Origin of the sequence: Methylobacterium sp. J-059 (genome assembly GCF_022829485.1) — a bacterium.
In the GTDB taxonomy this organism is placed as follows: Bacteria; Pseudomonadota; Alphaproteobacteria; order Rhizobiales; family Beijerinckiaceae; genus Methylobacterium.
In genome coordinates this window covers 1-13,913 of the sequence record NZ_JAKSYA010000068.1, presented here as the reverse complement: position 1 = coordinate 13,913, position 13,913 = coordinate 1, and the positions used below count along the sequence as shown (strand labels likewise).

Sequence of the window (13,913 nt, the reverse complement as noted above, 5' to 3'; positions counted from 1 at the left end):
ACCCTCGCAAGTGCCACGTCAGCCACGTGGTGCTCGATTCCGACTGGGAAGCCGAACTCGCCCGCGTGCTGGAGGCGCACCCGCGGGTGCTCGCCTACGTGAAGAACCAGGGCCTCGGCTTCGAGGTGCCCTACCGCGACGGCGCCGTGCCGCGCCGCTACCTGCCGGACTTCCTCGTCCGCCTCGACGTCGGGACACCCGAGCCGCTCACCCTCGTTCTGGAGACCAAGGGCTATCGCGGCACCGACGCGCAGCTCAAGGCGGAGACGATGGCCGTGTCCTGGGTGCCGGGCGTCAACGCACTCGCCGGCCACGGCCGCTGGGCGTTCTTCGAGTTCCGCGAGGTGTTCGCGATCGAGGAGACGTTCGGCCGACTCGTCGATGAACTGACCTCGGTGAGTGCCGCCGCATGACGGCGTCGCGCTTCGACGTCGCCGAGCGTCTGGCTCAAGGGGCGCATCTCGCCGCGGTGGTGCCGGATCATGTCGGCTACGCCGGGGCCGCCTACCGACTCCAGCCGGACCAGTGGACGTTCAACCTCGCGCCCGCGATCCGCGCGTCGGCGCCCGCGTATTTTAAACGCTACGGCATCACGTGGCACCAGCACAGGAATCACGGCCTCTCGTCGCAGGTGAGCTGCCTCAACTTCCTGATGCCGTTGGCCGAGCATCCCGAGGTCCTCTCCCGTCTCGTCGCCGCAGCGCTCGGCATCGACGCGCCGGAGATGCTTCCCGTCGAGGACGGGCCGGAGGGACGCCCGTGGTTCGTCGGCTTCGAGTGGGTCGGCGCGTGCGATTACCTGAACGAGGGCGCCGTCCGGACCCGCGGGGCGAACGCGACAAGCGCCGACGCGATCCTGCGCTTCCGGCACCGGGGCCGGAGCGAGACCCTGCTGGTCGAGTGGAAATACACCGAGGCATACGGTGCCCCGATCCCACCGGCCGGCAACCCGACCCGGACCAAGCGCTACCAGAATCTCGCCTTCGCCCCTGCCGGGCCGGTGCGGTCCGATCTCGGTCTCGCCCTTCCCGACTTCTTCTACGAGCCGTTCTACCAGTTGCTACGCCAGCAGATGCTCGCCGTCCGCATGCAGGCCGCGGGTGAGGGGGATGCGGCCCGCGTGCGCGTCCTCCACATCGCCCCCGGCGGCAATGGCGTGCTCCAGGCCGTCACGGCGCCGGCCCTGCGCCCGCACGGGACGAGCGCCTTCGCGGCGTTCCGCTCCGTGCTGACGGAGCCCGAAGCCTTCGTGAGCCGTGCGACCGAGACCCTCTTCGGCCCTCTGCTCCGCTCGCCGAACGCCGCCACCGCCGAGTGGGCCGCCTACCTGCGCGACCGCTACCGTTTTCTCGATCACGCCCCCAACGCCGCGCAAGGACCCGTGAACTGATGGCCCGAGGCCCGAAAGCAGCCGCGACCAAGTCCGTCGAGACCCTCACCCACGACGACGCGGCGCGCAGGAACATCCCCACCGCCGAGTTGCAGAGCTTCGCCGAGGCCGAGGAGGCGATCACCGGCTTCGAGCCCGGTGTCTACCCCCGCGCCCGGCCGCTGACCGAGGGCGAGACCCGCCCGCGCGACGCCGACCTCGACCCGCAGATCGTCTGGAACGGCGCCCGCATCCGCCTCACCCCCGAGCAGGTGCGCGCGCTGGTCGAGACCGGCGAGACGGCGATCGGCGACGCGCAACTCGTCTGGCGCGGCAAGGACCAGCAGGATTGGTCCGACCTGATCGTCCAGGCGCCGCCCCTCTACATCCAGGAAAAGATTCACCCGAGGGCGATCATCGACGACCTGCGCCGCGCCGGCAGCCGCCCACCGGAGGATGAGACGCCCGACCTGTTCTCGGATTTCAACGGCCTCGACCCGGAGGCGCGCACCGAGTTCTACCAGCACGATCAGCACTGGTCGAACCGGATGATCCTGGGCGACTCGCTCCAAGTCATGGCCTCGCTGGCGCAGCGCGAGGGGATGAAGGGGCAAGTGCAATGCATCTACTTCGACCCGCCCTACGGCATCAAGTTCAACTCGAATTGGCAGGTCTCGACGCAGTCCCCGAAAGTTCAAGACGGTAAGCAGACTGATATATCTCGCGAGCCGGAGCAAGTTAAGGCCTTCAGAGACACGTGGAAAGAGGGCATTCATTCTTATCTAACTTATCTGCGCGACCGCCTTGTTATCGCAAGAGAGCTTTTGCATGACAGTGGATCGATCTTTGTGCAAATTGGCGACGAGAATGTGCATCGCGTGCGCGCGGTGATGGACGAAGTATTTGGAGCGTCCAATATCGTCACACAAATACCCTTTGCCAAAACTGGTGGGCAAACATCTGATGTCCTGGCATCTGTATGCGATTATGTGGTTTGGTATGCCAAAGATTTGACAGGTGTAAAATTCAGACGATCGTATTTTCAAAAAGAACGGGGCGGCACAGGATCCGGAGAATATTCTTGGGTTCATTTACCGGACGGAATTCGGAGGCGCGCAACAAGCGTCGAGAGCAAAGATGAATCGTTGTTGCCGATCGGATCCGCTTTTTTCATTCCGGACAATTTTACCAGTAATCGCCCGCCTGGAGATTTTCCAATCGAATTTGAAGGAGTAACCGCGGGACCTTCTAAGGGTTACTGGAAGACCGGGCCAATTGGCGTCGATCGACTCAAAAAAGCAAACAGGTTTATTCGCCAGGGGCGGACAATTCGATATGTCCGCTTTCTGGGTGATTTTCCTGTATCGCCATACTCCAATATGTGGCTTGATACAGCTGCACGAGGTTGGGGCGAAGAGAAAGTCTATGTAGTTCAGACAGGGTCTCAGGTCGTTCAACGCTGCATCCTGATGGCCACCGATCCCGGTGACCTCGTCCTCGATCCCACCTGCGGCTCCGGCACCACCGCCACGGTCGCCGAGCAGTGGGGCCGGCGCTGGATCACCATCGACACGAGCCGCGTCGCCCTGGCGCTCGCCCGCACGCGTCTGATGAGCGCGCGCTATCCCTATTACCTGCTCGCCGACAGCCCCGAGGGCCGGGCGAAGGAACAGGCGGTGTCGGGCCGTCCGCAGCCGCAGAGCGCGGCCTACGGCGATATCCGCCAGGGCTTCGTCTGTGAGCGCGCGCCGCACGTCACCCTCAAATCGATCGCCAACAACGCCGAGATCGACGTGATCTGGGAGAAATTTCAGCAGAAGCTGGAGCCCCTGCGCGGCGAACTGAACGCGGCCCTTGGGCAGACGTGGGAGGAGTGGCAGATCCCGCGGGAGGCCGGGGCCGGCTGGCCGGAGCCGGCGCGCTTAGGCCATGCCGCGTGGTGGGAGGCGCGGATCGCACGGCAGCGCGAGATCGACGCCTCGATCGCGCGCGCCGCCGACGTGGAGATGCTCTACGACCGGCCCTACACGGACTCCGGCAAGGTCCGGGTCGCCGGCCCGTTCACGGTCGAGAGTCTGTCGCCCCACCGCATCATCCCATCGGACAGCCTCGATCTCGACGACGAGTTCGACGCGCTCGACGGGCGCCGCGAGCGGACCAAGGCCGGCACGCCGACGCAGGACTTTTCCACGATGGTGCTGGAGAATCTGTCGGCCGCCGGCGTGCAGGGCCGCGACCGCGCCGACCGGGTGCGTTTCACCCTGCTCCAGCCCTGGCCCGGACGCTTCATCGGCGCCGAGGGGCGCTTCGTTGAGGGCGGCAGCACGGACGAGCCCGGCCTCGAGCGCCGCGCCGCCATCCTGATCGGCCCCGAATTCGGCACGCTATCGCGCCCCGACCTCGTCGCCGCCGCCCGCGAGGCGGCGGATGCGCGCTTCGACGTGCTGGTGGCCTGCGCCTTCGCCTACGACGCGCATGCGAGCGAACTGACCCGGCTCGGGCCGCTGCCGATCCAGCAGGCCAAGATGAACCCCGATTTACACATGGCCGACGACCTCAAGACCACGGGCAAGGGCAACCTGTTCGTGGTCTTCGGCGAGCCCGACATCGATATCCGCCGCCTCGACGGCGACCGGATGGAGGTGGAGGTGAAGGGCATCGACGTGTTCGATCCCAACACCGGCGAGGTGCGCTCAGACGACACCTCCGGCATCGCCGCGTGGTTCATCGACACCGACTACGACGAGGAGAGCTTCTTCGTCCGCCACGCCTACTTCCTTGGCGCCAACGACCCCTACAAGTCGCTCAAGACCGCGCTGAAGGCCGAGATCGACGAAGCCGCCTGGGCAACCCTCTACCGGGCGACGAGCCGGCCCTTCGCGCGGCCCGTGACGGGGCGGATTGCGGTGAAGGTCATCAATCACTTCGGGGACGAGGTGATGAAGGTGTATGGGGTGTAAGGCAAACTCCACCGATGACCGACTACCCTCTTCTCCCGATCACGCTCCCAGAATTTGTTGGGAGTCACCCGTTCTCGCGCGGCCAGAACCCGAAACTCTACACGCCCGAGGAGCTGCGCGATCGAGGAATCGGCAAAACGGCGCGGACGGATTTCTTCGAGAGATATCTCGCCGCTATCTACTGGGCCCTCGAGGACGCGGTCCCCTACGCCTTCAGGACAGCGGACGGCACCGTCAGGTCGCTTGATGCGGGGTGCCTCAAGTTCCTGCTGAACCGCAACCGCGCAGACCTCACCTTCGATTGCGGGCCCGACGGCAAGATCGTATCGGTAACTCCCGGCAGGAAGCTTCTCGAACTTTACCTGCCGATCCGTGACAGGCTCATCGATGAAATCCTGGTCCGTTCCGCGGCCGGTCGCCTGCTATCGTCTACGCTCGACCTGCGTAGTATCGCCCCTGAAATTCAGGCGCGCTTCGATCCCGACTTCGTAATCGATGAGCGACGAAGGGTCGAATCGGAACGTGTGATCCGAGAGGGGGCCGCACAATTCCGAAAGGCAGTTCTCAACGCTTGGTCGGGCAAGTGCGCAATCACCGGCACCGACATCGACGTCGTCTTGGACGCGGCGCACATCTATCCGTATCTCGGCCCGAAAACGAACGATGTCAGCAACGGGATCGCCTTGCGCAGCGACCTGCACAGGCTGTTCGACCGTGGGCTGCTTGCGATACGCCTCTATGACAGTATTGCACGGGTAGAGATGATCGGAAAGCTGGCCGGGGGGGCCTACGGCGCGTTCACTGGGGTCGAACTGATGCTGCCGACGGGTAGGTGCTGTCCAGATAGCCGGCTGCTGGAATGGCATCGGAGAAGGGCCGAGATGGCCGCGGGGACCGATTGATGGATTTTCGCATCGCCGACACTTTTACCGCCGCGCTGGCCCGTCTGCCCACGCAGGAGCAGAAGGCGGTAAAGACCTCGGCCTTCGACATGCAGCTCGACCCTGCGGGGCCGGGCTTGCAGTTCCACCGGATCGAGGCGTCGCGGGACCCGAACTTCTGGTCGGTGCGGGTCAACCGCGACATCCGCATCATCGTCCACAAGACGGCTGCGAGCCTGCTGCTCGCCTACGTCGATCACCACGACAAGGCCTGTGCCTGGGCCGAGCGGCGACGAATCGAGGCGCATCCGCGCACCGGTGCCGTGCAGATCGTCGAGTCGCGCGCGCGCGTCGAGGAGAGCGCTCCGACCCTGTTCAGGCCGCCGGCGCCCGAGCGGCCCGCCCCGGAGCCGGCCCTCTTCGCGGCCCTCTCTGACGAGGATCTGCTGTCGATCGGGTTGCCCGAGGACTGGATCGAGCCGGTGCGCGCGGCGACCGAATCCCGCTTCTTCGACCTCGCGCCGCATCTGCCGGCGGAGGCCGCCGAGGGGCTGCTCGACTACGCCGCGACGGGGCGCCTGCCGAAGCCCGCGCCGGTCGAGGTCGCCGACCCTTTCGCGCATCCGGACGCGCAGCGCCGCTTCCGCGTCATCGAGAATCTCGACGCGCTGCGCGCCGCCCTCGACGCGCCGTGGGAGCGCTGGTCGGTGTTCCTGCACCCATCGCAGGCCGGGGTGATCGCGCGGACCTACAGCGGGCCAGCGCGCGTCGCGGGCTCGGCCGGGACCGGCAAGACCGTTGTCGCATTGCACCGTGCCGTTCGCCTCGCCCGGTCTGATTCCCAGGCGCGGGTGCTGCTCACCACCTTCTCGAAGCCGCTGGCGGACGCGCTCCAGCGCAAGGTCGATCTCCTGATCGCCGCCGAGCCGGGCGCGCGCGGGCGCATCACCGTCGCGCCCTGGGACGGGCTGGCCGAGGAACTGCACCAGCTCGTCCACGCGCGCCGCCCCCGCATCGCGACGTTGACACAGATCCAGGCTGCCCTGGTGCAGGCCACGGGCGGGACCGCCGTCTGGTCCGAGCGCTTCCTGACGAGCGAGTTCCGCCACGTCATCGATGCGTGGCAGGTCGCGGACGAGGCGACTTACGCCGACACGCCGCGTCCTGGCCGCCGCAGCCGGCTCGGTGCCAAGCAGCGCGCCGCCCTATGGTCTATCTTTACCGCGGCCCGCGCCCGCCTCGCGAGCCAAGGGCTCGTCACCTGGGCGCAGGTCTTCGGTGGGCTAGCCGCGCACTACGACGCGCAGGCGACCAAACCCTTCAGCTACATCGTCGTGGACGAGGCCCAGGATCTCGGCGTGCCGGAGCTGCGCCTTCTTCGCGCGCTCGCACCCGAAGGTGAGGACCGCCTGTTCTTCGCGGGCGATCTCGGCCAGCGCATCTTCCAGCCGCCGTTCTCGTGGAAAGCGCTCGGCGTCGACGTGCGTGGCCGTTCGACCACGCTCAAGGTGAACTACCGCACCTCCCACCAGATCCGCGAGGCCGCCGATCGTCTCCTGCCCGGAGCCGTCCACGACATGGACGGGCGCGAGGAGGCGCGGAAAGGCACGCTTTCAGTCTTCGACGGGCCGCAGCCCCAGGTGATGAAGCTGGACGACGAGACGGCCGAGCGTGAGGCGATTCTCCGCTTCCTCGAAGCGGCCCGAGCAGAAGGCGTCCTGCCCGAGGAGATCGGCCTGTTCGTGCGCAGCCGCGCGCAGCTTGATCGCGCTCGCACCGTTGCTCGGGCTGCCGGTTTCGTGCCCGTCGAGCCGGGCGACGCACCGAGTGCGGCGGGGGATAGCGTGATCGTCGGCACCATGCACCTCGCCAAGGGTCTCGAGTTCAAAGCGGTGGTCGTGCTCGCCTGCGACAGCGAGGTTCTGCCCCTGCAGGAGCGCATCGATACGGTCACCGAGGAGGCCGAACTCGACGAAGTGTTCGAGACGGAGCGGCACCTTCTCTACGTGGCCTGCACGCGCGCCCGCGACCGCCTGCTGATTACCGGAGTGCGGCCGACCTCTGAGTTTCTCGATGATCTCGGCTGACATTCAAGGAAAGAACGATGCCCGACGGCGCAGAACCGGCTTGCTCCCGAAATTATGCGCACGTCTTGGCGGCGGCGCTCTCAGCCTGGCTGCCCCCTCGGGCGACACTCTCGAAAGTCCGGAGAGGCAACGTCTGGCGCCCTCGCCCGGTCGCTTCGGCCGTTTCACCGTGGGCCGACCGTGTGCTCGCCTATCAATGGAAGGGTGATGGATACCAAGAGCTATCAGCGCGCTTGAGGCCCATCCTCTGCGATAGTTTCGATCTCGCTCAAGCCCTGAGCGAGCGCCCCTCTTGGAATGCTGAAGAGCAGCGCTTGGCTGTCAACCTGACGAGCCGCGTGTTCGCTTGGGGACGCGCTGGAAGCCAAGCTCAGATAGCAGCCTGCCAGGTCCAGGCTGTCTTCGCAGCGGCCCTCCACGCCGCTGGAGTTACTCTCACGCAGTCAGCCGCGGAGGCGCCGTGGAGCAGTGGCTGGACGAAGGTTGCTGCGTTCGCGACGGCGCATCTCGACCACGACGCTCACACCGCCGGCCATCCCCAGGTGATCTGGGACAGCCGCGTCGCCAACGCCTTCCGAAGGCTCGTCGATGCGGCCGAAGCGCAGCTTCCGGCGTCGATGACGTCTCAGTTCAAAGCCGACCTGAGGCAGATCCGCGGGCGGGGTGGCGAACGGGTCGGCTTGAAACTGACTGACGGCTGGGCCTTTGCTAACACACTTGCGCAGCAGTGGAAGGCGCAGCGAACGGGATCACGCATCGTGGGTGAACTGTGCGAAGCCTTGAACGCGGCGCCCGAACGATACGGTCGAATGCCTGGGTCGACCCGCCTCGACGGTCGATGGACGAGCTGGGGTGTCGGGCTGGCGCTGTTCGTCGAGGGCTACTGACGGCGCAAGCGCGGCACACAACGAGCGCCGCACTCGCGCCGCATCTGCTGCCCCATCGCCGGCTCCCAGCGACGACAGCGCCGTCCCTGGGGCGCGCTCGACACGATTCGAACGTGTGACCTCCGCCCCAGGAGCCCGCATCATTCCTTTGAGCGATGACGACGCCACACGACGCGGCCGAACCCCGCGACAGCCCCGTTGCGCCGCGCAGCGGCATCGGCTAGGAAATCGGCACGGTCAGCACCCGTAGCTCAGCTGGATAGAGCGTTGCCCTCCGAAGGCAAAGGTCACACGTTCGAATCGTGTCGGGTGCGCCAATTTTCTCAATGACTTAGCGCCTCCAGATTGGTCCGGCTCACACAGTTGGCCCACATAGCTGCTCTTGTGGATCGCGTCGGTCGTTCGCTCGTAGGCTTCGCACGGCCCTGCTACCGTCGGACAACTTGTCCAGGAGCACCCTGCCGATGCGCTCGCTCGCCCTCATCCTGCCGATCGTTCTCAGTCTCGTAGTCCCGGCCGTCGCGCAGACGCCGGCACCGTCCGTTGCACAGGCCGCCCAGCGCGATCGAATGAAGAGCTGCAACGCCGACGCCGGCTCTCAGAAACTCGCCGGCAGCGCGCGCAAGGGCTTCATGTCCGACTGCCTCGCCGGCAAGGCTGCAGCGCCGGCGAAGGAGCTGACGCCGCAGCAGGCGAAGATGAAAAGCTGCAACGTCGATGCCTCGGCCAAAAGCCTGAAGGGCGCCGAGCGGAAGAGCTTTATGAGCACCTGTCTGAAGGGCTGAACACAGGTTCGGGGGCCCTTCGTTCGACGGCAAAGGGGAGCGCACCACCACTGCTACATGGTCGGCGTCCACCCCCATATGCCCGTACCTAGACAATAACCCCGGCTCTCTTCGAGTTCAACCATCAAGATGACAGGCAAAAATATTATCTTCGCTGTGTAGATAATAAGGATATTTCTATAATGAAAGAAAATTATCATACGGCAACAAATTCGGCAGATCACAAAATATCCAATTGAAGGTTTTAATTTATGGCTGAGTCAGTCCATGTGGGAGAAATAGCAGAAAAACTATCCGACGAACTGTTTAGAGAGTTTTTCTGGCAGAAAGAAGGGCCCACTAATCAAGATTGGCCTTGCGAAAAGTCCGAGGAACATGGCCATGCAACGCATCCTGCGGATGTTGTATTTTGGTATGACGAGCCATATTCACAAACGCGCACCTATATCCATTGCGACTTAAAAAGTTTTGGAAAAAGCTCGGTGAAGAGTACCGCTGTAAAAAAGGCGACGCTCAGCCTTGTTAAGCAGATCGAGTGCGCCGAGATAAGCGAAGAATGGCAGACAAAATATACACACGGGAACGTTAACATAAATATCGTCGGCCTCTTATTTGTTTATAATCATGATACCCAATACGATGGAAACTTTACGAAACTTATGAGAGGCGCAAGTGCAGATGGTATTAGCGTAACACCAGGATCGCGCCTGTTTATATTTGGACCAGACGATATACTTTGGCTAGATACCGTTAGATCAAATATAAGGTTGATGCGGGGTGATGATGGAACTCACTCACTTCCCACACAAGACAGATGCCGTTATTATTACCCTCAACTTACTATGCGCAAAAACATTCGCCCAGATATAGCAAAGGCGGCGACCCTGGAGATGCTCACCTCTCCGTGGATTATATTAGAGTACGATTTTCCCACCCCTGAATACACCAAAGGCTATGTGCTTTTTTATAAAAGAACTGCAACTAGTATTCAGGAATTTATCTACGTTATTGATTATCTACGTCACTACCAACTTCTCGACAGTTCGATTTACGTTCAGATACAAGTAACTTCAGCAAATACTGCCGCGTCGCACCTCTTTAGTAAGGCAATCTCAGCTTACATTAGTGATACTCTCGGCATCGATGCCGACGAGCCGCTCGCTAAGATAATCAAGCGCATTAAACTCAAAACAATGACTCAAGTCGTTACGCAATATTCATCCGTGGTGTTAGGCATGGAATATGATAGGACATAACACTACTCAACTGATTGCTACCGATAAGGAGATTTATGACCTTATCATGGCTTCTCCTAAAAGGATGAGCGTAAATGTTCTTCTAGAACTTTTGGCTGACCGAAGAATATATTGCTCTCCCCTTTCTAATCGGAACGAGCTGGCGTCTTACTTGGCCAGCCTGCCGCATGATTTCCATGATGTCGCCGGGCTGATACAAAAGGGCGAGTATGTTCGCAACTCAGATCGCACAGCGTTCATTGATATTGATTTGGCTTTAACGTCTGCTGAAATTAAATCTGCGATCGAAGCTTACCAGAATTCAGTAGGGCTATCTGAGAAAGTCTCCACCCCTATTAGCACCGCATCTAGAGTTAATATGAACCTAGAGTACGATGAAATCGATTATTCAAGAACGAGGCTTATACAAAGACAAAAAAAGCATGCTGATTTTGTTTTTGATACAAGCGATGCAATAACAAGAGTTAGGTTTCCAGCAACCGATAAAGCCCGAAATGTATTAGAAGAGATAAAGAACTTCATTTCAGCCGCTCGAAGAGCAGACATACCCATTGATGCGCTAACAGTAAGCGACCTTACGTCCGAGGCTGATAGGACCGCTTTTTTCATGAATATTCTCAGCAATATGCCGGGGTATAGAGTTCGCACTATCACTGACGTTCGGGTGGCTAAATGGAATGAGGACCCGTCTGAACTCGGTTTTGACGACGATAATGATGACCAGGAAACAGAAGCAGCAAGAGCTAGCATGCTCTCGGTAGTAAATAGTGTGTCAATGCGGGGACAAAATCTAACGCTTACGGAAGAATACAAAAATCTTCTGACAAATGGCTTTTTTCTTACCTCTATCACTTGGAGGGCAGATCAATTTGCGGATCCTCGTGATTTAGTGCAATTTGAAATATCTTTCGAGGATGGAATTCAAGGTACAAATTTTCGGTACGCTGTAAGGTATTCCCCAAGGCGCGAAGGCGGCGATCACGGCAAGACGATGCTAACCGTTCCTGAACTTCGTAAAATTGGCCTTCTCAAACTAATAGAAGAAACAGCAAGGGGTGAATTGAAGAAAATTCGAGACAATAAGGCTAAATCAGCTACCCAGCCTAAAAGGGTTTAGTATGAGCCGTCACAAATGGTATCGTGCTAAATGGTCCGCCTCAATGCGTGAGATGGCCAAAAAAATTCAGCAGACGGCATTCATGCCGGAGGCTACAGACGGCTTCGTTCTTGACCGTGCTCGGGACAATGAAATTGAAGCTCGTTTTGTGGAAAAGATCGACGTTCATCAGACAGTTACTGACCCATTTGGCGGTGCGGTTGAGTTTGACAGGATAGAATATCGGCAGTGGCGGTTTAGGCTTACAACACTCTCACCTGGCCTCGAGCTCTTGGGTTCGACGAAGGGATCAAATGCGCTGGCCTACAGACTGGCAGAATTGTCGCGCAATGAACTTACGCTGTCGAACCTCAATATCAACGTGCTGAGCTGGCTCGCTCGTTTTCAGGAAATTGGCGGGTACCACGGCTTCATCGATGCAATGCAGGTGGGTAATATAAACCTAGGCCAAAGTGTGAAGGCAAGAGCAATCGTCCGAGGAAGAGAGGATGTAAAATCGTACGTCGCAGACTTTCTCGCACACAATCCGCACGATATAGAAAAGGTGCAGTTTAAGATTTCTGGCCGTGACCGCCGGACAATTTCTCTATCTAACAGCGCGGGCTGCGTCATAACGGGTGGCGGCTCCGAGCCTATTATTGATGACCTACGAAAATCCTTGGAACACGTTGCAACATAGCGCTTTGCCAGACTATAACTTTTAACGCGTTAAATTCGTGCCTACCTCCAGTCCAATCGCCATCACCATTGGCTGCTACATGGTGATCAACGTTGAAATGGGGGCTCTGTCCGAGGCGGGAATTCTACCCCGGCGTTAGGCGTTCAGGACCGTCGCGCCGCCGAGCCACACCGTCGCCGCATCCAGCGTCGGAAAGGCGTGCTCGATCTCCAGGAAGGGGCTTGGGCGCCGGTCCGGCGGCAAGTGATCGAGCAGCTCGGCGTGCCAGGCGCGATGCCCGCCATCGGCCGAGACTTCCCGGACCACGCTGCGGACGATCACGCCGTCGAGGACGAGATCGTAGCTGCCAGCGGCGAGGCGATGCAACGTGTAGGTCACCGCGCACGCCCCGCGGCCGGAGCCTGGACTGCCATCCGCATGAAGGCGTCGGCGAACGGCGTCTCGGCCCGGCGCGGCGCGATGGCGCGGATCTGCTGGACGCTGTCCGGCGCCGACAGGATGTCCGCGAGCGCCGCGTTATTGCGCCCGAGGTAGGCACGTTTCGAGGCGTCCCCGGCATTCGTCAGCAGCGTCCGCCCCTGAGTCTTCAGCGTCGAGAGCCCCTGCTGCAGCAGCGTCTCCCCGCCGATCTCCGCCCGGTACTGAGCGTTGAAGTCGGTTGGGCTCCCCTGCGGCTTCCGGGTGCCCGTGGCGCGCAGGATCTGCATGAGGTCGTCGACCGCCACCGGCGCCGCCGGGCTGTCCGGCAGGGCGCGCAGCACCGCGTCGAGGTTCCACGCCTGCTGTTCCGTGCCGGCAATGTCCTTGGCGAACTTCGCCCCGCCGCCCTGCGCTTCGCCGCCGACGAGCCGGCCCATGCTGGTATCAGCCTAGTCGGCGAGCCGCTGCCGCACGAGCTGCGCCGTCCACTGCGGTTCCTCGCGCGCCGTCCGCATGATGAGGTCGACGAGTTCGCGTTCGCCTCCGACCCGGGGCTTGGACGGCAGCAACATACCGCTCGCGGCCTCCGTCGAGCCGGCGCGTGACAACTCGCCGATCGCGCCCTGCCGCTGCGGAGCGAGGGCCTCGTCGGCTTCGCGGACCGCCTGTAGACGCCGCCGCAGGCCGGGCACCTTGTCGAGGATGTCCGACCGGTCGCGGATGCCGAACGCCAGCGCGTCGCCCGAGACCGTGCCGCGCGCGTCCGTCGCCGCATCGAGGAGCTTCGTGCCGAGGTAGTTCTCGAAGCCGGTGCGGGCCTCGGCCGGCGCAACGGCGTTGAAGATCCGCACGGACGTCGAGCCGCCCGCCTTGATCGTCGGCGCCGAGCGCTCCGGCGGCAGCGTGAACTGCCGGCCGAACTCGTCGCGCTCGATGACCTTGGCCAGCGCCGAGTTCTCGGAGGGGCGAAGCGGCACGCTCGCCGCTGCGAAGTTGCGCGTGGCCTCGGCGTGCTCGGGCACCGCGTCGATCGCCTGGTCGAAGCGGTCGCGCACGCCGATCTTCGCGCCATTGTTATCCGCAGGGGGCGATCATCGCCCCGATCACTCGTCTTCTTTAAGGCGGGGCAAAAGAGGTCACACGCCTCGCGGCTGCCCCATGAGGTCGATCATCCATGATATACTGTCGCGTTGACGTGCTCCCTGAGGCCTTTTTGGCCTGATTGCTCGCCAGCTAACCAAAGCGTTGCGTCGATGCAACATTCCCACAGCACCGCACCGCACACCAAGATTCAACGTTGATCGAGAAGATCGGCTGGCACACAGTGTTTTGGCACTGGGGGCATCGCAAAAGCGGGCCCGATGAGCCCGCACCAAAAAGCGGGCCGCAAAACAAGGTGTGACGCGATCGGCCCCGGCCCCGCGACCACACGATCCTCGGGTCTCGAAGCTTTTGGAGATATCTATGACGCT

13 protein-coding genes and 1 tRNA gene are annotated in these 13,913 nt (G+C 61.8%); 11 read left to right on the top strand and 3 right to left on the bottom strand.

Going from position 1 to position 13,913, the window contains the following annotated elements; translation table 11 throughout:
- Positions 1-26: 26 nt before the first annotated feature.
- From MKK55_RS07605 to MKK55_RS07555, 11 genes are all read left to right on the top strand, one after another.
- A complete protein-coding gene (locus MKK55_RS07605; RefSeq protein WP_409566031.1) occupies positions 27-413 on the top strand; it encodes a hypothetical protein in 387 nt (128 codons plus the stop codon).
- On the top strand, positions 410-1,390 hold the full coding sequence (locus tag MKK55_RS07600) for a PGN_0703 family putative restriction endonuclease (protein ID WP_243934020.1): 981 nt from the start codon (positions 410-412) through the stop codon (positions 1,388-1,390). The genes MKK55_RS07605 and MKK55_RS07600 overlap by 4 nt, the downstream gene beginning before the upstream one ends.
- Positions 1,390-4,329 (top strand): site-specific DNA-methyltransferase, encoded by a 2,940-nt coding sequence (locus MKK55_RS07595; RefSeq protein WP_243934017.1) that lies wholly within the window; start codon positions 1,390-1,392, stop codon positions 4,327-4,329. The genes MKK55_RS07600 and MKK55_RS07595 overlap by 1 nt, the downstream gene beginning before the upstream one ends.
- 14 nt (positions 4,330-4,343) lie before the next feature.
- Positions 4,344-5,231 carry an HNH endonuclease gene (locus tag MKK55_RS07590; RefSeq protein ID WP_243934015.1) on the top strand — a complete coding sequence of 296 codons (888 nt, stop codon included), beginning with the start codon at positions 4,344-4,346 and terminating at the stop codon, positions 5,229-5,231.
- A complete protein-coding gene (locus tag MKK55_RS07585; protein ID WP_243934013.1) occupies positions 5,231-7,297 on the top strand; it encodes a 3'-5' exonuclease in 2,067 nt (688 codons plus the stop codon). Before MKK55_RS07590 ends, MKK55_RS07585 begins: the two co-directional genes overlap by 1 nt.
- Positions 7,298-7,611: 314 nt before the next feature.
- Positions 7,612-8,184, top strand: coding sequence for a hypothetical protein (locus MKK55_RS07580; protein WP_243934011.1), 573 nt, complete (start codon positions 7,612-7,614; stop codon positions 8,182-8,184).
- Positions 8,185-8,424: 240 nt separating this feature from the next.
- Positions 8,425-8,501, top strand: a tRNA-Arg gene (locus MKK55_RS07575).
- A 147-nt stretch (positions 8,502-8,648) separates the two neighbouring features.
- Positions 8,649-8,969, top strand: coding sequence for a PsiF family protein (locus tag MKK55_RS07570; RefSeq protein ID WP_243934010.1), 321 nt, complete (start codon positions 8,649-8,651; stop codon positions 8,967-8,969).
- 251 nt (positions 8,970-9,220) lie between these two features.
- On the top strand, positions 9,221-10,225 hold the full coding sequence (locus tag MKK55_RS07565; RefSeq protein WP_243934009.1) for a hypothetical protein: 1,005 nt from the start codon (positions 9,221-9,223) through the stop codon (positions 10,223-10,225).
- A 151-nt stretch (positions 10,226-10,376) separates the two neighbouring features.
- Positions 10,377-11,342 (top strand): hypothetical protein, encoded by a 966-nt coding sequence (locus MKK55_RS07560; protein WP_243934008.1) that lies wholly within the window; start codon positions 10,377-10,379, stop codon positions 11,340-11,342.
- A 1-nt stretch (position 11,343) separates the two neighbouring features.
- Entirely contained in the window at positions 11,344-12,021 is a 678-nt protein-coding gene (locus MKK55_RS07555; protein WP_243934007.1) for a hypothetical protein, read from the top strand.
- Positions 12,022-12,156: 135 nt separating this feature from the next.
- Here MKK55_RS07555 and MKK55_RS07550 read toward each other — a convergent pair whose 3' ends face one another.
- From MKK55_RS07550 to MKK55_RS07540, 3 genes are read right to left on the bottom strand one after another with little or no spacing between them, the layout of a single operon-like run.
- A complete protein-coding gene (locus MKK55_RS07550) occupies positions 12,157-12,399 on the bottom strand; it encodes a hypothetical protein (RefSeq protein ID WP_243934006.1) in 243 nt (80 codons plus the stop codon).
- A complete protein-coding gene (locus MKK55_RS07545; protein ID WP_243934005.1) occupies positions 12,396-12,878 on the bottom strand; it encodes a hypothetical protein in 483 nt (160 codons plus the stop codon). Before MKK55_RS07545 ends, MKK55_RS07550 begins: the two co-directional genes overlap by 4 nt.
- A 12-nt stretch (positions 12,879-12,890) precedes the next feature.
- A complete protein-coding gene (locus MKK55_RS07540) occupies positions 12,891-13,496 on the bottom strand; it encodes a hypothetical protein (RefSeq protein WP_243934004.1) in 606 nt (201 codons plus the stop codon).
- Positions 13,497-13,913 lie beyond the last annotated feature (417 nt).

Excerpts from the sequence above, each read along its gene's own strand:
- MKK55_RS07600 (WP_243934020.1), top strand. The coding sequence starts at position 410 with ATGACGGCGTCGCGCTTCGACGTCGCCGAGCGTCTGGCTCAAGGGGCG.
- MKK55_RS07595 (WP_243934017.1), top strand. The coding sequence starts at position 1,390 with ATGGCCCGAGGCCCGAAAGCAGCCGCGACCAAGTCCGTCGAGACCCTC.
- MKK55_RS07590 (WP_243934015.1), top strand. The coding sequence starts at position 4,344 with ATGACCGACTACCCTCTTCTCCCGATCACGCTCCCAGAATTTGTTGGG.
- MKK55_RS07585 (WP_243934013.1), top strand. The coding sequence starts at position 5,231 with ATGGATTTTCGCATCGCCGACACTTTTACCGCCGCGCTGGCCCGTCTG.
- MKK55_RS07570 (WP_243934010.1), top strand. The coding sequence starts at position 8,649 with ATGCGCTCGCTCGCCCTCATCCTGCCGATCGTTCTCAGTCTCGTAGTC.
- MKK55_RS07565 (WP_243934009.1), top strand. The coding sequence starts at position 9,221 with ATGGCTGAGTCAGTCCATGTGGGAGAAATAGCAGAAAAACTATCCGAC.
- MKK55_RS07555 (WP_243934007.1), top strand. The coding sequence starts at position 11,344 with ATGAGCCGTCACAAATGGTATCGTGCTAAATGGTCCGCCTCAATGCGT.
- MKK55_RS07545 (WP_243934005.1), bottom strand. The coding sequence starts at position 12,878 with ATGGGCCGGCTCGTCGGCGGCGAAGCGCAGGGCGGCGGGGCGAAGTTC.